This is a genomic window from Arthrobacter monumenti, from assembly GCF_054511255.1.
In genome coordinates, this window is record NZ_JBTNCY010000004.1 from 203,741 (window position 1) to 222,073 (window position 18,333).

An 18,333-nucleotide genomic window follows, 5' to 3' on the forward strand; every position below is an offset into this window, starting at 1 on the left:
CAGGCACGCAGGTTCAGCGACGGCGCAACTGATCCTGCCCTGAAAGTCCGTTGGCGTGCATCATCACAAGGAGATTTGCTTGATAAATCGGTAGCCCACGGCCTCAGCCCCTACAGCAGAGGCCTTCTTGCTAAGCACCTCGGCTCCCGCATCCCGGCAGAAGATCAGGTTCAGTTCGCTGACGTTCTGCTTGGTGATTTGCTGAATCATCTGCGCATAGGTGGATAGCTGACGCCAGTAGGCGGTCATTGTCTCTGTCGTAGGCCTGATATCGGTTTTGAAGTCGGCGATCACTAGCGTGCCGTCATCCTCCCGGTACATCAGATCGATGACGCCCTCCACGGTGGTATCGCCGGCCGAGGCAACTACGGGAAGTTCCAGCCAGTGTTCGCGGTCCGCTGCGCGCTGTACCGGCTCGCTGGCCAAAGCAGATCGCGCACGCTGGGCAAGACCGGCAGGATCGCTGAGTCCAGCCGCAGCCGCAACGTTCTCCGCAAGGAGATCGAAGTCCGCAGTTTCTCTCAAATCACTGAGTTCGAGAAGCCGGTGCAGGGCTGTGCCGAATTCCTTGCCATGCTCCCCGCCGAATGGGGCGATGGAGGGGAGGCCGTCGTCGTCCGTGGACACAAATTGAATGGTGCTATCCGTGCCGAATCCTATTGGAGCTGGCTCGCCGGTGCCCTTCGCGATCGCGGTGACGGATGTGGTGGAGACGATCGCTGAATTCTTCTGCCAGAGGTCACTTCGCTGCTGCCATGTGCTGAAGGTTTCAACGGGAGCGACGACGGCAGGCGCCTTGGGCTGTACCGACAGTTCTTCAGGGAGCTCGAGGGACGGGGCGGCTACGGCGTCGTCGTGGTCTTTGAAGAGTTGGCCCAGGCTGCTCGTCGAATTGACGTAGTGGGACACCACGAGGTGGCTTTCCGCCCGAGTGCAGGCGACGTAGAGCAGCCGGCGGCGTTCGGCTTCACTGAATTCCTTTTCGACAGCCTCGGCGCCACGGTAGCCGGTGGAGCGGATATCGCTGATGAAGTGCACTTGCAGCTGCGAGTCCTGGTCCCAGAGCGCCGCGGTTTTCCGGTTGTTGGGACTGGAGCCGGTGCCGGCGAGGATGACCATGGGGAACTCGAGGCCTTTGGAGGCGTGGATGGTCATGATGCGGACTGCTTGAACATCTGTCTCGGGAACCACCGCCTCCCTGACACGCGAGTTCTCCTCTTGCTGGGCGCCCGCCCAGACGAGGTAGTCGCGCAGGCTTCCGTGCGTTGCTTCGGTCCATGCGCGCGCCTGGTCGACGACGAAGCGCAGCCTGCGCCAAACATCGCGGTAACGCGGAGCGTCGATCGCGGCTTCAAGGACGCGACGGTCGCTGACCACTCGGTCCATGAGCTCGCCGGGATTGAGCCGGCCGATCTCCCGGCAGAGCTGCGCGAGATACTGCATCGACCTGGCAACGGTTGATCCCTGCAGCCCCTCGGGTGCTGGAGCAAAGATGTTCCAGCGGCCCTGGGCCTTCTTCCACTCCAAAAGTTCGTCATCGCCGCAACCGAACAACGCGGAACGCAGCGACAGGACGAGAGCGGCTTCGTCGGCAGTGTTGGCGATCGCCCGCAGCGCGAGCAGCACATCGGTCACTTCCTGAGTGGAATAGACCAGCGAGGATGCTTCTGCCCGGTACTCGATCCCGGCGTCGTCGAGCGCGTCTTCCAGAGCAGCCAATGCCGTCCTGGTCGGCAGGAGGATACAAATGTCCTTGAGTTCAACCGGGGTGTTGGCGAAATTATCGGTTCGCTTGCCTTGCTTCTGCCAGCCGGGCGCCCCGGCTTGGCCGATTGCGACTTTGATCGCCGCGGCGACGTCGGCCGCTTCCTGCCGGCGCATGTCTTCGGCGGAGACCTTTCCGGATTCGCCCGGGACAGCTCCCGCCCGGCCAATGACGGAAACAGCCATTCCGTGCTCGTGCCGCCATTCGGGGCGGGCAGGATCGGGGTTCACCGAGTGGTACTCGGGCTGAAGGGTGCCGCTTTGCTGGATGAGCTCGCCGAACGTCCCGTTGATCCATGCGAGGAGCTTCCCGGTGGAGCGGAAGTTGGTGTTCAGGAACGCGGTTTCAGAGTGCTGGGCACCGTGGGCACCGTCGAAACGTCGCTGAGCGGCCAGATAGGTGGCGATATCGGCGCGGCGGAACCGGTAGATGGATTGTTTGGGATCACCGACAGTGAACAGGCGGCCGGGAGGGATCTCCAGGTCTTCCCATCCATCTGGACCGCAGACGGCCGCCGCCGCAATGCGGGTGGCGATTTCCGCCTGGACGGGGTCGGTATCCTGGAACTCGTCCAGCATGATGCATTGGTATCGCTGGTGCAGAGCGTCATGGACAGCACGCTTTTCCTCACCGACGAGCAGGTCCCGGGCGTGAATCAGGAGGTCGTTGTACTCGAGCTCCCCGCTGTGCTGACGCTCCCGTGCCGCCTCGAGGAGTACCTCGGCCAGCGCCGCGGTGACCGTCTCCACCGCTGGGCCAACGAAACTGTCCCGCAGCTCCAGTGCCTTCGCCGCGACGTCCTGGCAGGAGTCCCGGACATCGTTAATGTCGATGGACCAGTTACCTTTCTGCCCGCCCTTCAGCCCCTTCTGCGGCACGGACTGCAGAATTTCGAGAACCATGCCGAGTTCACCGGTCTCCGCTTCGGACAACCGGCCGTGCCAGGTCTTTATCGTCTCGAATGCCGTCAGCAGCTTGTCGGCCGGATCAGTGCAGTGCTGCGTCTGCTCCAGGACTTCGGCAGTCTGGCGCAGCAGCGGTGAAAGGTCGACGGCGGGAATATGTCGCCTCCGGGGCGGGTGGCTTTCGAGCCTGTCCCAGTTGGCATCCAGATCGGCGGCGACGTTCTGCAGATGATCCAGCGAGACGCCTACGGCAAGCAGAATCCTGAGAGCGCTGTCCAGCGACGAATCGGTAAAGAGTTTGTGTCGTGCCTCTTCCCAGCGCCGCGTGAACGCGATTTGGGATCGAAGCTCGTCCACTACGGTGATCAGCGGAGGCACACCTGCCTCGATGGGGTGCTCGCTGATGATTCGTGCAGCGAAGGCGTGAATGGTTCCGATCGGGGCAGTATCCAGCTGGTTCAACGCCCGCTCCCGCAGCGCCGAGGGATCGCCGTCGTCCAGCCGCCGTCGCACACGTTCGCGAAGTTCGCCGGCAGCCTTTTCGGTGAAGGTAATGGCGGCGATACTTTTGAGCTGCACACCGTTGTCCACCATGGCGCAGATCCGCTCGACAAGTTCACGGGTCTTGCCGCTGCCCGCACCCGCTTCAACAAAGATGTTGGCGTCGAGCTTTTCCTCGATCAGAGTGCGGTCGCTCTGGTCTGCCAATTCCAGTACGTCGGGGTTCATTTCTGCGCCTCCAAAAGCTCAGCATAGGGTGCAAGTTTGGGCGCGTTCTTCAGCAGGGGCCAATGCTGATCCAAGGCAAGCTGGCCCATCAGGGATGTGAACGTGACGCGGGCAGTGTTGCGGGCGGTGTACCTGGCGGATTCCGGCCGCGGCGGGAACACTCCTTTGCGCACGGCGTCGATAATCAGGCCCGCGTCCGCGCGCAGCTGCTCAATGACCTCCTCAGAGACGGGATATCCGATGCTGGCAAATCCGCCCGCCTTGGAGATGAACCAGTATTGGGCGCTGATTTCGGCTGTCTTCGTATCGGCGAGCGTCCGCGCGAACAGTCCATATACGGGAAGCTGGAAACGGGTGCCGTTGGCAGTGGGATGCGACTTCAGGTCACGGTAACTGTCCGCTTTGCCGGTCTTGTAGTCGATGACCCGGATGCTGCCGTCGTCGTGCCGGTCAATCCGATCCACTTTCCCGCCGAACCGCACACCGGAACCGTCGTCGAGCATCAACTCGACTACCGGATCACCCTCAGCAAAACCGAAGGGAGCCTCCGCGGCGACATACTTCCAGCCGTCGGCGGCCGCGGCTTGATCGGCGTCGAACACTTTTTGGAGGTCCTGGCGGATCATGGCCTGGTTCCGCTCCCACACATGGCTCAGCCAGGACGGGTTGGCGACGTCGGCAAAAGCAGCTTCGGCAAGTTCCAGAAGAGGGTCCGACGACGGCGCTTGGCCTTCGAGGATCCCGTTGACGTAGTCCTCCAGCACCTGATGAACCAGGTTTCCCCGCTGCAGGGGGCTGATCTCCACCTCCAGTTCCACATCCTCGAAAATGCTGATCCTGAGGATGCGTTTTAGGAAGTAGGTAAAGGGGCTCCTCACCCATTCTTCGAGGGCGGTGGGGGAGAGCGCCTTCTCCGAATCGATGATTCTGTCCGCATGGGCACCGAGGTTGCCGTTGAACCGGGAGAAGACGCCGTGGCGGCGGTCGCGGGTGACGGCGACGGCGCGTTGCAGAACGGCGTCATCGGGAAGTGCAGGGATGCCCCGGGTGAGCAGGTGGCGGAGCCGCCATTCCTGCGCGGTCGGCGGGAGCGCTGCCTGGGTCGGAGCGCCGTTCTCGATGCCATGAGCAAAGGACGTTAGTTCCGTTGCTTCGGTGGTAATCCATCGGGAGAGTTGGTAGTTGCCGGAGCCGCGCAGATCGCCGCGCGGGCTGGTAATAGTTCGCTGGGCGCCGGAGGCCAGAGCCGCGAAGAACTTTTCCTTGCTGGCTTGAGCCCGCTGCTCCACGCTGAGCAGTTCGACGTCGAGCAGTTCGTGGACGCTATCCGGCAGAAGTGGATTCTCCCGGATCCTGGTCGGCGCCAGCCCCTCCGCGGCGCCAAGTAGGAACACGGAATCCAGGTCCCGGGCGACTGCGTCTGCGTAGCCACCAATGACGACGCCGGTGCCGCTCTTGCCTGCCCATCCTCCTTTTGCAGCAATGCCGTCCTCGACCGCGCTGGAAATAAGTTGCAGGCGTGGGGCCGGGCCGATGCCTTCCAGCTGACCGAGGTCGCCGACGATTTGCAGCAGAGCGGCGCGTTCCTCGGCCTTTTCGGGCAATTCTGTTGCGGTACGGGGTCCCATGAACTCTTCGATGAGCGTCGTGAGAGCGGCGGACACCTCGAGCCAGGAAGCAGCGTCGAGAACCCGCTGGACGTGCGAGCCAAGGGCAGCGACGAACGCGTGGAAGAGCGCCAGTTTTTCGCGCTGGCCGACGCGGTATCCGGAGTCGTCCTCATCCTCGCCGTCGGTATCCTCCGGGGGAGGATTGGTGTGCAGCCTTTCGCACGTGGCACTGCTGGGAAGTTCGTGGTCACGCCAGACCAGCGTGCCCTCCGCCAGGATGTTGAGGATGGTCCGCTTGTCCGGCTCATCCGGATCCAGGGTCAGTAACTGGAGGAGGCCGCGGGCGAATGGTGAGTCACTGAGCCGGTGGGATGTCGGCCCGGTGAAGGTTACTCCCGCCTGGGTGAGCCGTTGGGTCAGCAGTGCACTGTAGGGGCGGGCCGCGGAGTGGAACACGCCGATGCGATGTCCGGGGGTTCCTGCGTCGAGCTGTTCGATGATCAGGCGGACGACAGCACGCACTTCATCGTCGGCGTCGGAGGCCCGGATTACTGTGACGGCGTCCTCGAGTGATCCGGCGGCGTCGATGTGTCGCATTCCCGCCGCTTCGAGACCTTGTCTGAATGCTGCGGCGTCCGGTCGAAGTTCGGTGCCCAGCATGAAACCGATGGTGGTTCCGAGGCGTCGTCGTACTGCTTGATTTTGGAGGTTCTGATTCGCGAGCATGAAGGCCTCGTGATCCGCGTACCACCGGGTATTCAGGGCTGCTCCAGCGGTTTTGTGGACGCGGAGAACCTCCTGCATCAACGGAGGCAGCTCAGTTGCGGACGACGGCATTGCGGAGTCCAGCAGGACGGCGGTTCTGGCTATGGCGCGGGCAGTGGCGGGTTGTTCTGCCACATGCTCGAAGATGCCAGCCCGCTCTGCCAGAACTTTGCTGACGGCACCTTGTCTGACGACAGGCGAAAGAGGCGTCCGCCCGTGGACCGTTGAATCCGTGCTGACGAGTTCCGTAGCCAGATCCTTCAGGGTGAAGGCCCTGATGGAAACGCTTCCCGCACCCGAGTTCAGGGTGCGGCCGAGGTAACGAGTCACGTCCAGCCCCGCGGCGTGGGAGGGAACGAGGATACTGATCGGGGAGAGCGGGTCCGTACCTTGAGACTCGGTAACGAGACGGCTCAATTGCGCCAATGCATCGTGCACAGATCGATATGAGTGACTGGCCATTATTCCCCTTGTCCGCGTACTCAGGCATGCCCGTGACTGGACCGTTGAGCGAGCGCCCTTACAAATCTTTCATTGGGCCCCGCATTCGGCAAGACCTTGCGCACTTCCTCCATCAGCCAGAATGAGGCACGGTCTTTGTCTGGCACGTGGGTTTCCGCCGTTCCGACTCTGGAGAGGGAGACGACGGCGTCGTAGTCGGTGCACTGCAAGGCTGGCGCTCCGCGCCGGACGGTCACTGCCGACCATGAATCCCGTTGGCGGATGCGAACCTGCCGGTCTCACGCCCTCCGGGTTTCTGCTCTGGGAACACGGGGAGCGCCGCATCCCGGCCCTAGCGCCACAAGTCCCCTCCACACACGCGACTAGGCCGAGCGATCGCGTCCTCGTCGGAGGAATGCATCGAAGCCTCGGTGTCTCGAATGCATAGGACGTGAGGCACTTTCGTTATGAGATACAGTCCGTCTTGGACGTCGAATTCGTTGGATTAGGAACCGATCGCTTCGTTACTGCACCAACCTCGTCATGCCTGGGTCATTAGACTGCCTTGACCGCGCGCTAAAGACTCTTATCAACTCATCTGACGTCTCTTCGTCAAGCAACGAGGGATTCGTCTCAAGCATCAGTTTAATTCGATCGGCAAACTGCTTAGATGTCAGCTGCTCTGTTGTGCTCTTCTTATCCGGGAGGGCGTCGCCGTCCTCAATTCGGGCGTTGGAGAGTATTCGCCATTGCTCTTCTTTGAAAGCCCCAGCTGCAAGCATCGCACGAAAACGCAACTCCCACTCAGTACTCCTCATCCCGATTTTGGATTCCGCCTCCGCAACTTCTATTGCCGTTGCGGAGGCTACGAACGTGACCCGCGTTACAGAGGAGGACGTGGCGGCAGAGGCCTGAATGTTCGCCTTGCGCAGTCCCACAATGCGCTTCCACGCAGATCTCATGGGCGGAACGGCCGTCTCTTTCCACCAGTGCTTGACGTGCGGTGTCGCCGCTACGACGGCCCGAGCGGTGCCTAACAAGATTAGCGCAGCAATTATCTCGGCCGTCTCCCGCTCCTCTGGCGTAAGTTCACGCGACGCTTCGTATTCGTGACTCGGCGAGTAGTCCTCTTCGGGGTCGTCGACCCATCGCCAGGCGGCGTGTCCTTTGAGATCGTTCGTGCCATCCTCGAAGAGGTGGCCTGTGACAGCACCATCAACTAAGTGTGAAGTCCCGAGGTGCTGGCCCTCAGGAACGATAGGCTGATAGGGCATGTTTCGATAGTACAGGTGGTCGCCCATCAACCAGCATGGAGTCCCGCTTCTGAGGTGCAGTCGTCGAACATGAAAACAGGCGCTAGTGGTCTCGTCACCGGAGCCAAGGGTGCGAATGTCAGCGTGCTGGATTACTCCTCTTGGCATCGCCTCCGCATCGATCGAACCGGAACGCAGCCTGAAGAGAAGCGCGAACGCCACCGGATCCAGCTAACCCACGGGATGAAGACTATTTCGACCAGCTGCTATGACTCGCATCTTCAGAGCGGCACCTGGCGGCACGGGTTTTATTTTTTTTGTAAAAGTTGGAAGTTTTTTAATTTTTGTAAGAAAAGGAGATTGCCCAATGGGAAAGAAGAAACTGCGCAAGTGTCCGGTCTGTGGCCACGAGTCCTGGCCGATCGCCTATGGAATGATGACCCCGGACGCGATGGAGGAGCTGCCAGCCGAAACGGTGTTCGCTGGTTGCGCCGTAGTGGAGGAGCAGCGGGTGTACCCCGCCACCGGACAGATTGAATACGGCGTGCCTTCCTGGCAGTGCCAAAACGACCAGTGCCGCCACCAGTGGTGGTGAAGCACCGTATCGCTTAGCTCAGGGGCCTCCAGGACTGCGTCCGCGACAGTGCCAATGCAAGCTGGTTCCCGCCGGCTTCGGCCAGCAGTTCGGAGTCACCTACGACGACGAGCAAGCTGCGGGCCCGCGACAGCCCGACGTAGAGCTGTTCAGCGGCACGGTCCGGATCTTTGAACCCGTCCACGCACAGAACGACGGCGGAACGTTCCAACCCCTTAAACCCCAAAACGTGGCCGTAAAACTCGGCCTCATCGGCGTGGAACTCCCGCCAATATTCGTCCAGCGTGCCTTGTTCAAAATGTTCCTGGTGCATTGGATGGCGGTGCCTGGTGGTGAGTAATACGATCTGATTGTTCGCCCAGCCTTCTTTGATCAAAGCGTCAACACAATCGCTCGCAACTTCCAGCGCATCATCGGTCGGGCATTCAACCCGCCTGACGGGAAGACCCGAGCTCGCCCGGGGCGTGAAATAGTTGTCGGTGAAGCACCTGAACGTTTCTGTGATCTTCCGGGTATTGCGCAGGTTTTCGTCAATGTGGATCGGCACGAGATCGGTGAGTGTATTGAAGTCGCCGCTCGCTTCTGCGCCCTGCCATCTCCGGTAGACATCCTGCCCGTCGTCCATGAATGCATGGATCTGTCCGACAGAAGGGTCTTTGAGGCAAGCCACCAAGGAATCCCACCAAAGGGGCGCTATGTCCTGGGCTTCATCGACGACGACGGCATCCAGCTTCCGATCCAGCGGCAGGCCCTCTGCCAATTCCTTCAACTGACGCGGCATCCCGATTTCGAAGTATTCCTGCCCGGACCCATCCACCACACCAAGCGACTTGGCATACTCGTGGAACTCACCGGTAAAGCTCGGCGTGGCCTGCCTTCGTCCCGACATCTGATTCTTGAGGTATTGGCCCAGACCCTTGTTGTAGCAGATCAGACCGACCTTCTTGCCTTCTTTACAGAGTCGCCGTGCCTTTTCGACGGCGAGCCACGTCTTCCCGCTGCCTGCACCGCCGGTGTAGCGAACCCTGGTCAGTGATCGAGTGGCGGACAGCAGGACTGACTGACCTTCGGTTAGGTGATCTTGTTCGTCTTCAAGCTCCCGCGTGCTTCCGCTGACGGTCTCTATCGAATCGAAATCGCCTTGTAGCCGCCTCGCAATCCGTTCCAGGTACGACGGCGTGAGCCGGCTGATCCCGCTGCCTTCCTTTTCGATGGCTCGCCGGATTGCGACGGCTGGATCGACGATGTCGCCCTCGCCCAGGATGAGTTCTCGCGGATATCCGGCCATGGACCAGTCGCGCGGGACTTCGGTATATGGGAAACAAACCATGTCGGCGAAGCGGCTGGTTATCGGAGTGCCCAGCTGGTCGCCAATCCAGGATTTGAAGGCATGCTTGGACGATTGACATTGGGCCACGGGGCTTTTGATATTCCGCCAGCCACCCTTGTCCGACTGCTGCCACTGCGCGTTGTCAACGCGGACCAGCCCACCTTTAACCTCGATGGCTGCCAGGCCGACGCCCGGCCACAGCACCAGCAGATCTATCTCGTGCTCGACCCCACTATTGCGCACGTGAACCGAGTGAGCGAGCACCACGTCATCAGGCAGTCGCAACCGAAGCCGCTCCCACACCGCCTTCTCCGCAATCTGCTCGACTCCGAACTCCGGTTCAGCTGGTATGCAAAGCACTGATTCCCCCAAATTGTTAGCCTCTGTGGCTGTTCCCCTACTCCTTGTTATACCGGAACCGTGCTGCTTGTGTAGGACCGATGACCAGCCGCGCTATCTAGCTGCTGGGTAAATACAAGGGAGCGGGAGCGTCAATCGCGTCGTCCGCCGAGTTCCTTGAGTATTGTGCGTACCCTCGCGCGCGCCGCCACTGCTGGCTCGTTCCGCGGCCGAGGTGAGCGCGGTGGCGACATCGTGTTCCCCGGCCGAGAATTCCGGAAACGCGCGCCGGACGTCGTGGACGATTTCATGGAAGTGGTCGTCGGTAAGCCCGAACCGACAAACAGCAGGTGGTGCGTGATGAGGTTCGCCTTCACCAACGCAGACAATGCCGAGCGGGTGGTGTTGAACCCAAGGTAATCCTCCGGGGTGAGCACTTGAAGGACCAGTACGACGCCGACACCAGGGACACTCGCAGGAGGGCACTCACGACTTCGCCGCGGATCGGGCCGGCATCGCCACTTTTGGCGCCGAAGAGCGGCAGAGCGAGGAGCGGAACAGGTCGGTTGGACTGCGTCTTCATGGTACCCGGACAAACTTGTCGGTCGCCGATCTTCGTCTGCCGCGGCCGTCAGCTAAGCCGGCCGACCTTGATAGACCACGGGATCCAGCTGCGCAGTCTCTTTGAGCGACCCACGCAGAGAGTAGAAACCCACCTTTGGCTTTCCGAATTGGAATAGGCGATACAGATGGAATTGGTCCTGGGATTCCGCGGAGAATGACACCTCGTTCCGTGTCACCAGGAACGGAAGCTGCATGATGCTCCTGGTTGTCTTCACCTCGATGAACTTCTCTTTGCCGGACGGTTCGAACGAAAGGATGTCGTAGCCAGTCCCATCCCCCTGCGTGAGGGAAATGTGCTCCACCCGGTCCGCGAGTTTGCCGTAGCCAGCGGCTCTCAAGTTTCGCTGCTCGTACGCGAGGATAGCTAGTTCTCCTGCCGTTCCGAGATCGCGTCGTTGGGCTTCCAGCTGTTGGAAATCCACAAAGCGTCCTACTCGCGGCCGCACGTGCGGGTGCCGAGCTAGGTCAATGACAGGAGGGTTGGGATGAAACTGTAAGTCAGCCGGCGCAGGAGTGACATTCCCACCGTCCTCTTTGACCGACCGAAACATCTGCTGACGCAGGGCACCGTCCGTTTCGAATCGTGCCAAGACGACGGACCGGAGGCGCTCCTGAACATTACTCATCGGCTTGTAGCCATCGATGGGGATGCCCCTTGCCTCGATGATGACGGCGGATATGTTCTGATGTTTGAATTCAATCGAACCTTTGGAACGCCCAATGGACCCCTGCAACCGGCGATTCTCCGCTGCTTTATTGAATTTTTCGCCTGCCAATTCTCGCCGCAGCATGCCGAAGTAGCTGTCTATTACCGCCTCAACCTCTGAATCGGTCCAGTCGGTGCCCGACTTCACATCCATTATAGAAGCGTAGCGGACCCAGCTCGACGAGCGAAGAGGCAAACGGTAAAGCGACCGTCACCGACATCTACGAACTAACAGGTGCTATGCCATAAGGCTGCGAGGAGAACTGAAAGTCAAACCCCTTTTGGATACGGCCGCAAATCTAGCGGCTTCAGCTTCGCCCCATCCTGGATGAGTCCAAGCAGATCATCCTGCCGGGCCTGGCCAAGTGTCAACCGATACTTAGCGAGGCCAGAGAGCATTTGGTTTGTTCGCGGCACATCCCGGCTCAGAGGATGATCCAGTAGACGCCGCTGAATCTTGTGCTGCCCCCGATGAATCCAATGAGGCGCGAACCCATTCGCCTGATCCTCGGGCTGATCAGCAACATGCGCTACCGCGGCCTCGAAGAGGGCCTCCCACGGATTCGTTATGCCCGGCCGAAAGGCAGCCGCACCATGAGCCTCCGCGACGTTTTTCCGCACAGCGTGTCCGAGATACCGATGCACTCGGCCCTCCCGCTGTTCAAAGTCGACAGGATTCCCGGGAACATTCCAGTGGATAACGGAGTGTGCCCACCAATGAAAGTCGATTCCCTCTTGCCCTACAGAGGTGGACGCCAGGACGAACGGCCAGAACGGACTATTGAACGCACGGCGGACGTCCGGCATACGGTTGCTGTCGCCGTCGTCGGTTTTTGTGTTGCTGTATCGCACCGCGAAGCGGACACCCATCCGCAGGTCGTCATGGGATTTGTCCGGGTATTTGGCCAACATTTGTGAGGGTTTCAACGAGAGCGATTTGCGGATGTCATCGGCAAGAGCCCACAGCTGCTCGACGCTGATAGGACCAGGCGCTTGCTGGCTCCTAAGCTGAAAAACGTACTCGTCGAGTACCGCCTGCAGATTGCCGGCGGCACAGTATCGGAGGACCTTCTGCCAGTAGTCACCGTCGGGATAAAGTGCATCGAGCAACATGGAGACGTCCAGCCGGTTGAACAACGTCCGTAAGCCTGTGGCGGCATAAACTGCAGCCTTCCACAGCTCGGCATCGTCGAAGTCGGCGGGCAGGACCCGCATGAGTGCCCGATATACGCAATTTGCGGGGGAGTTGGCCGCGAGGTCTGCCAATTGCTCGTCCCAGCCGGCCGGCGCGTCGGATGCTGCTTCAAGCATGCGATCGATGTGCCTCATATAGAGCCCGGTCTCGGAGGATGCACTCTCCTCACCGTCATCTATCTCCTCGGGCGACTTGCCCTGCTGTTGAGTGAAATCGTCCAGCGCCTGAATCTGTCTCCCCGCCAGCTGAGCGTCTCCGAGCCAGTTCTGAGGAAGGCCGTCTGAGATCGAAAAGTAAGCGGCCCAAGCGCCCAGGCGATTTCCCTCGTCCTCGGACGCCCCGTTCGCCTGACTTCCACCGGCGGCGTCCACTCGATCCAGGACCGTTGCTTCGGAGACCTGCGTGCCGGCCTTCCCGGCGGCACTGAGCGGGTCGCCCATGACCGCCAGCGCAGCGTGTGGCACAAAGAGCGCGAGTGTTGACATCGCCATCGGTTCGTCGTCGCGCACCCTGTAACGCAGGCGGCCACGAAATCGCTTACGAGCTTCTGCGGTGTTCTCGCCATGCAGCTCCGAACCCTCAAGTACCTGGCGCTCCGCATCGTACGAAAGCAGTGCGGTGATCGCCGAAGGAGCGGCATTCCATGCCGAAAAGATGAGCTGCTTGGTCACACCGCTACCCACCTCCGCGAACGGGCCCGACGGTTCGACATATGGCAACGACGGCGGCATCCACAACAGTTGCCACCACCGGTTCCCAACGGTGTGGTCGGCCACAGCGCGGTACTTCGCATTGTCCGTTTCGATAGCACCGTACTGACGATACGAATCCGGATTGATCGTCGTCAGCGCAGGCAGGAACGGGTCCACAGCTTCGTGGTCGCAGTGAATCTTGTCGTCCAGCATCCTGCCGATCTTGTAACCGGTGAGGTAGTGAGCAAACAGGGGCACTGACTTCCAGTACTCCATGGGGCTACCGACGTGTGCGGCGCGGAAGAGTGCAGACAATGATTTGTAGCTCGATAAATCGCGGGGGCGCACATCGGTGGGAGACATCTTGACGACCTCAAGCATGTCGTCATCGCCGAGCTGAGGCCGTTCAGTCCGACTCATAAAGAGCTTCAAATTCGACTCAATCCGTCCCGTGACGACTTTGTCCGCGGCTTGGTTCATAAGCTGCGTACGACGAAGATCGAGGTCCGTCATCAACTGCTCCATGTACCAGGGCCGTGTTCCGCTGAGGAACTTCAAGAGCTGCAGGAAGTCGGCGGCGTGGTCGTCGCCTTCCTCCTCGTGTGCCGCCGTGTGGGCTTTGTAAGGCGTAGCGGAAAGCAGAAGCAACTTGGCGCCGTCGCAATTCAAGAACTGGCGGGCAAGCTCCGCGGCTGCATCCATATCGTCGGAATCTGCATCGGGAGAGTACAAGAGGTCACGGAACCGCTGGAACTCATCGAGGATAATCAGATCCGGCTCAAGACAGTCCAAACCGGCCTGAGCGAGGTCACCGCGTAACCCACCAATGATGGCAGCCATCCGCGGCCGCACCCCGTCCACCCCGAGCTTTTGTGCATTTCGCATCGCCTTCCGAAAGCCGGGCAGGTTTCCGCTATGGTGCGCGAGAGTACGGAACCGCTTCTTGACCGAGACAGCGAAGCCGTTCGGGAACTGTTGCTCCATGTAGCGGACACTTCGGTTGAAGTTGTCGAAGTAAGCGGTCGCGCGCAATAGCTCGACGGCGACGTCGTGCCGGTCTTCATCTATGAGACCGAGCTGGGACAATATCCGAAAAAGTACGACACGTTCCTTCGCCTGGCCGGTCGCACCCGTCACGTTAAACGATGTGCCAGGAGTGAGGGAAATGAAGTTGACCCGTTTGCGAGTTCCTTTCCCAGGCGGTGCGTTCAACTTGGCGAGTTCAGTGGGAAGTAGCGTGAGCCGGCCGGACTCGATGATGTCTTTCTGCCGGGTAACATTCAGCCTGCCCAGATTCTGCTTGGCCAGGTCCACGTTGGAGCACACATAGACGATATCGATGCGATTCACTCCCGAATTTGGCTGATCGAGGCGTTCGATCGCTTTCGCGATTACACCGCTCGCCACGAGGCTCTTGCCGAGGCCTGTCTCGTCCGCGACAAGGAACCGGTTCGCGGGCTCATCGTCGAGATAGAATCGACGGAACACATGCTCGACAGTGCGGCGCTGGAAGCTCCGCAGACGTTCAAGAGCGGGGGCAGAGTCAAACCCCATGATGCGCACCTTCTTCACGCAGTGTTTCCACGGCGGCTGTCCAGAGCGCGTGCAATTGTTGAACCTCCGGGTCATTGGCGCGGAGCTCCAGCAAGCGATTCATGACTACTTCCAGCTCCGCGAACATCATGGCTGCATCCGTGCCCGACAATGCACCGACCAGGGCTTCGTAGAGACCTGCCCCGGTCCCGGCACCGAAGGACGGACCCGCAAACCACCCTGTTCCCATCCCGCTGCCCGGAGGGGAATCTTCGGGCGTGAGAAACAGAAGGAGGAATTGGCGCAGTTTCTCCGGATCGTCGAGCTGTCGGGCGATAATTTCCTCAATCCGTCCGGCAGGGTCGGTCCGAAGGCTGCCTTGAATGACGGTGCTTTTCACTAGCTTGGCGGCCGGATCCTCCAGTGTGAGCACGAGAAAGGGGGTCACATCGGCGAGAGGAATGCCCTGGAAACGATGCTCCTGGTGCTTACTACCGTGCTCTACGACGGCGGTTGGCTGGGGCAGCGAGAGCAGTCTCAATTGCGCTCGCAGTCCGTCATCTGATGACCAGGAATGCGCGACCGTCACGGTGTACGTGCGATGTTGGTCGTCGTCCGTCACTGCATCGAGAAGGAATGAATGCGCCGCGCCTCGACGAAGTGCGTTCTCAAGCCGGAATGCAGCTTCGTCTTCCTCGGATCGGGTCTCGCCGCCTGTGCCCAGGTAGTCGGCGAACGGTACATCTTTGAGGCTTTCGATGATGCGTTGGACGCCAAGACGCTTCTTCGGTCCGCGCATTTCGAGAAGGAACTCCACATTCTTGGTGAATGCCGCCTCGGTTGCATTCGTGGAGCCGAGAAGTGCGTACGTGTAGTGCTCGTAGTCGCAGAAGTATGCCTTGGCATGCAAGCCGGTGAGATCATCCCTAACGCTCAAAGTCTCTGGATGATCGCCATCGTCCATTGCCGTAGAGGCACTCTCCGGTACACCGAGTTCATCAAAGCCCCTGAACGATGTTCGAGGGTCTGCGATGGTCGAAGTTCTGAGGAGGTCGAGCTGGTCTGCTCGCGATAACACCGTCAGTCTGTTGGTCCACTTGTCCTGGAACCGCCCGATCAGCTTGTCGTCAACGAAGGGCGAGATCACGAGTTTCTCGCGGCCGAGGAAGGCGCCGGTGCCGGTCTTGTTGTTCAGCGCCGGCGAGTTCTCAGGATCAGCAAGATGAGCCACGATCGATCCCGCCGGCAACGGGTCGCCGATTCCCATCGGACGGAACGCCAGTTGACGAATGTTTTCCGGCAGGTTCCAGTGAACCGATTCCAGCCGGGACGCAAAGGACTGCACTCGTGCGAGCCGGTCAGCGTCGGGCATCACAGTGCACAATTCCGGTAGGCGGGCGATGAAGCTGGCCAGCGGTTCGCCGTCTGGCCCGTTCCCGGCCGCACCGTCTGACGGTTCCCCATCCAACCGTACGAGCAGATCCCAGCTCGCGTCGGGTGTTAGGTTGCGGCTGCTGCAGAGGAAACGGTAGCGTCGCTCGTCGTCGTTCTCGAATTCCAGCGCCCAGACCTTCGGATGAAAGAGGCCTCGCCGCGTGCTCACCTGGTGAACCATTGGTTCGAGCAGGGCCAGGAGATCTGAAGCATCGAAAGGTGCCTTGATGTGTCCGGCCTGGCAGAAGACATCGACCCGGGCGGAGACCTTGCGGAGCGCGCTCAGAACGGCGACCGGATTCGTGAAGTCTTCGCCTGAACCGGCTACGAAGCTGAGTGGCACGGATAGTGCGCTCGTCATGTCGAGGGTAAATGTGGTTCCTACTGCGTGGGACAACCTGAAACCAACGGGTGGCCGAAGCTGCTGTGTCAACGCTTGACGGTTGGCGGGATCAAGCATCGATGACCTCCTTGCGCTCCAAGCCCACATGGATATCGAGGATCGTGCGGCGGACTTGGGTCCATCGGTAGCCTAAGGCGGCCACCTGGACGGGAGGTTGCCAGACCCTTAGTCTGCGTTCGTTCCGGAAACGAGAATTACCCTTCTTCATGAGCTTTTCCCGATGTTCGACGGCGGTGCGTATCTCTTGATTGTCGGTCAGCGGCTGTGGGCGGGAGGCGGCATCAAACATTATCCTTGCGAAACCGACCGTGCTGCTGCTGATTCCCCGGTTCAAGTCCTTCGCCCGACGGAGGAAGTCCTCCACATCCCACGCGGCGACGAGTTCCTGTTTGGCCGCCCGTTGATCCTCCCAGTCCGCCAAGAGCGACTCTGTCTGGTTCACATTCTCAGACTCTGCATGGAACGTCATAGCTGAGCGCTCGGCAAGTAGGTGCTGGTACAGAATGTTGGCTCCGTTATGGATCAGGGAGAAGATCTCTGCATCGTTCAACCACCGTAATGTGTCGCCATTCGCGGAACGGCACACGTTCTCGAGCCACGGATACCGGGCATCGGGGCTGGGGCCGGCCGGCGCCCCAACCAAGTGCGCGAGCATAGTTCCCGGGCAGGAGCTTAGGATCCGTTCCTGAAGCCAACGTGCTTCGGCGTGGGTGAGGCGCAGCCCGTTCTCCTCGGCTGACGGGAAATCGTGGGGCATTTTCGGAAGACTCGGTAGCCACACGAAATACGCGTTTTCACCTTCCTCCGGGGTCCGCAGTTCGGCGGTCATCAGCTGACCGATGGTGGCCCTGTCCACATCGGGATTGACGATCCCGTAACGACGGAGGGCGGACCAATACGCTGCAGACGGCAGTTGCTGAACATTCCTGCCTGCATCCCGCCCGATGAAGCTCTCCTCGCCTAGCTGGCGAAGACGATCGATGAGATCCCGCTCCAAGTCTTCGGCACGGGCACGAAGAACGTCCGGATTTCGGGTCGAGCGGTGGGCCGCCTGGAATGACCAAGGGACCAGAAGCATGTACCGCGCGCCGAGGTGCAGGACGGACGTTCCTGGGAAGAGGCTGTTGCTGATCGCGTCGCGGAGCTGACCGGTTCCAAGGTCATCAGTGGTTTCGGGAGTGCCGAAGAGCTTCACGAGCTCGCGCATTCTTGTGTTTTCCTCGGTGGAGGCGTCGAGCCAGGAGATCAACGACGTCATATGGTTGGAGAGCTCGTTTCTTGTTCGGGGTGAGCTTTAGAGGAACTTGGCGGAACGTGCTCAAGGGCCCCCACCTTATGCAGGGAGGTGAAGCGCTGTCTAAGCTTGGAGGCGAAAAGGGGATCACGGATGAGAACGCCGGCTTCCAGATTCCCCTGAGCGGCGGCATTGCTGAAGTTGGCGCTCGTCACCAGGGCCAGAGTGGAGTCCACTATGACGACCTTCGAATGTTGAACCCCGTATTGCCCTCCAGGAGGGACGTATTTGAGGAAGCGTGCTCCTTCGAGCTTTGCTTGGAGCTTCGCGGTGGTGTCTTCCATCTTTGACGCCTCAAGTACGAGCGTGACGGAGACACCTCTGGCGATTGCCCGCCAAAGGGCCTCGACGAACGGCGAGCCGATCGATGCTGAGTAAGTCGAGGCGAGGACGTCTTCCTTCGCTTGGTCCACCAGATGCGCGACAGCTGCCGTCGTGTGGTCGCCGTCGCCAGGGAAGCTGTGACCGCTCCAGACGGCCCGCGACGGGGCGGGCGCCCGATCCGCCGCGGCGGCATACCCCCTGAGTACCGATGCCAAGAGTCCTGGGTTTCCGAGCGATGACAGTGCCTGCCCAAGGAGCCCGGAGGTAACTTGCGAGGGCTGGGGCAGGAGCGAGGCTGCGTTATCCAGCCGCCCATCAATTTCCAAAGATGCGGCGAGACTTGTCGCTTGTGAGGCGGTCAGGGCTTGCGCCAACTGAAGCAATGGATCTCCCACA

At 60.5% G+C, this 18,333-nt stretch carries 11 protein-coding genes; 2 read left to right on the forward strand and 9 right to left on the reverse strand.

Annotated features, from left to right (window positions below; translation table 11 throughout):
- Positions 1 to 63: 63 nt before the first annotated feature.
- The 3 genes from ACX80B_RS07540 to ACX80B_RS07550 form a co-directional block, all read right to left on the reverse strand.
- Positions 64 to 3,399, reverse strand: a complete 3,336-nt coding sequence (locus tag ACX80B_RS07540; RefSeq protein ID WP_459294685.1) for a UvrD-helicase domain-containing protein — start codon at positions 3,397 to 3,399, stop codon at positions 64 to 66.
- The gene (locus ACX80B_RS07545) at positions 3,396 to 6,236 is read right to left on the reverse strand and encodes a PD-(D/E)XK nuclease family protein (protein ID WP_459294687.1); all 2,841 of its coding nucleotides are present in this window, start codon (positions 6,234 to 6,236) and stop codon (positions 3,396 to 3,398) included. The genes ACX80B_RS07540 and ACX80B_RS07545 overlap by 4 nt, the downstream gene beginning before the upstream one ends.
- A 503-nt stretch (positions 6,237 to 6,739) precedes the next feature.
- Complete coding sequence (locus ACX80B_RS07550; protein ID WP_459294689.1) at positions 6,740 to 7,489, reverse strand: hypothetical protein; 750 nt, start codon at positions 7,487 to 7,489, stop codon at positions 6,740 to 6,742.
- 346 nt (positions 7,490 to 7,835) lie between these two features.
- Here ACX80B_RS07550 and ACX80B_RS07555 point away from each other — a divergent pair, with 346 nt between their 5' ends.
- Positions 7,836 to 8,063, forward strand: a complete 228-nt coding sequence (locus ACX80B_RS07555; protein ID WP_459294691.1) for a hypothetical protein — start codon at positions 7,836 to 7,838, stop codon at positions 8,061 to 8,063.
- Positions 8,064 to 8,076: 13 nt separating this feature from the next.
- Here ACX80B_RS07555 and ACX80B_RS07560 read toward each other — a convergent pair whose 3' ends face one another.
- Positions 8,077 to 9,753, reverse strand: a complete 1,677-nt coding sequence (locus ACX80B_RS07560; RefSeq protein WP_459294693.1) for an NERD domain-containing protein — start codon at positions 9,751 to 9,753, stop codon at positions 8,077 to 8,079.
- A gap of 156 nt (positions 9,754 to 9,909) precedes the next feature.
- Here ACX80B_RS07560 and ACX80B_RS07565 point away from each other — a divergent pair, with 156 nt between their 5' ends.
- On the forward strand, positions 9,910 to 10,152 hold the full coding sequence (locus tag ACX80B_RS07565; protein ID WP_459294695.1) for a hypothetical protein: 243 nt from the start codon (positions 9,910 to 9,912) through the stop codon (positions 10,150 to 10,152).
- A gap of 215 nt (positions 10,153 to 10,367) precedes the next feature.
- Here ACX80B_RS07565 and ACX80B_RS07570 read toward each other — a convergent pair whose 3' ends face one another.
- From ACX80B_RS07570 to drmC, 5 genes are all read right to left on the reverse strand, one after another.
- Positions 10,368 to 11,216, reverse strand: a complete 849-nt coding sequence (locus ACX80B_RS07570; protein WP_459294697.1) for a protein NO VEIN domain-containing protein — start codon at positions 11,214 to 11,216, stop codon at positions 10,368 to 10,370.
- Positions 11,217 to 11,332: 116 nt separating this feature from the next.
- Positions 11,333 to 14,503, reverse strand: coding sequence for a helicase-related protein (locus tag ACX80B_RS07575; RefSeq protein ID WP_459294699.1), 3,171 nt, complete (start codon positions 14,501 to 14,503; stop codon positions 11,333 to 11,335).
- The gene (locus ACX80B_RS07580; protein WP_459294701.1) at positions 14,493 to 16,277 is read right to left on the reverse strand and encodes a phospholipase D family protein; all 1,785 of its coding nucleotides are present in this window, start codon (positions 16,275 to 16,277) and stop codon (positions 14,493 to 14,495) included. Before ACX80B_RS07580 ends, ACX80B_RS07575 begins: the two co-directional genes overlap by 11 nt.
- A gap of 91 nt (positions 16,278 to 16,368) precedes the next feature.
- Positions 16,369 to 17,577, reverse strand: coding sequence for a DUF6361 family protein (locus tag ACX80B_RS07585; protein WP_459294703.1), 1,209 nt, complete (start codon positions 17,575 to 17,577; stop codon positions 16,369 to 16,371).
- Complete coding sequence (drmC, locus tag ACX80B_RS07590; RefSeq protein ID WP_459294705.1) at positions 17,574 to 18,332, reverse strand: DISARM system phospholipase D-like protein DrmC; 759 nt, start codon at positions 18,330 to 18,332, stop codon at positions 17,574 to 17,576. The genes ACX80B_RS07585 and drmC overlap by 4 nt, the downstream gene beginning before the upstream one ends.
- Between the last annotated feature and the right edge of the window lies 1 nt (position 18,333).

Coding starts and splice junctions, on each gene's coding strand:
- ACX80B_RS07545 (WP_459294687.1), bottom strand. CDS start 6,236: ATGGCCAGTCACTCATATCGATCTGTGCACGATGCATTGGCGCAATTG.
- ACX80B_RS07585 (WP_459294703.1), bottom strand. CDS start 17,577: ATGACGTCGTTGATCTCCTGGCTCGACGCCTCCACCGAGGAAAACACA.
- ACX80B_RS07580 (WP_459294701.1), bottom strand. CDS start 16,277: ATGACGAGCGCACTATCCGTGCCACTCAGCTTCGTAGCCGGTTCAGGC.
- ACX80B_RS07575 (WP_459294699.1), bottom strand. CDS start 14,503: ATGGGGTTTGACTCTGCCCCCGCTCTTGAACGTCTGCGGAGCTTCCAG.
- ACX80B_RS07570 (WP_459294697.1), bottom strand. CDS start 11,216: ATGGATGTGAAGTCGGGCACCGACTGGACCGATTCAGAGGTTGAGGCG.
- ACX80B_RS07550 (WP_459294689.1), bottom strand. CDS start 7,489: ATGCCCTATCAGCCTATCGTTCCTGAGGGCCAGCACCTCGGGACTTCA.
- ACX80B_RS07540 (WP_459294685.1), bottom strand. CDS start 3,399: ATGAACCCCGACGTACTGGAATTGGCAGACCAGAGCGACCGCACTCTG.
- ACX80B_RS07555 (WP_459294691.1), top strand. CDS start 7,836: ATGGGAAAGAAGAAACTGCGCAAGTGTCCGGTCTGTGGCCACGAGTCC.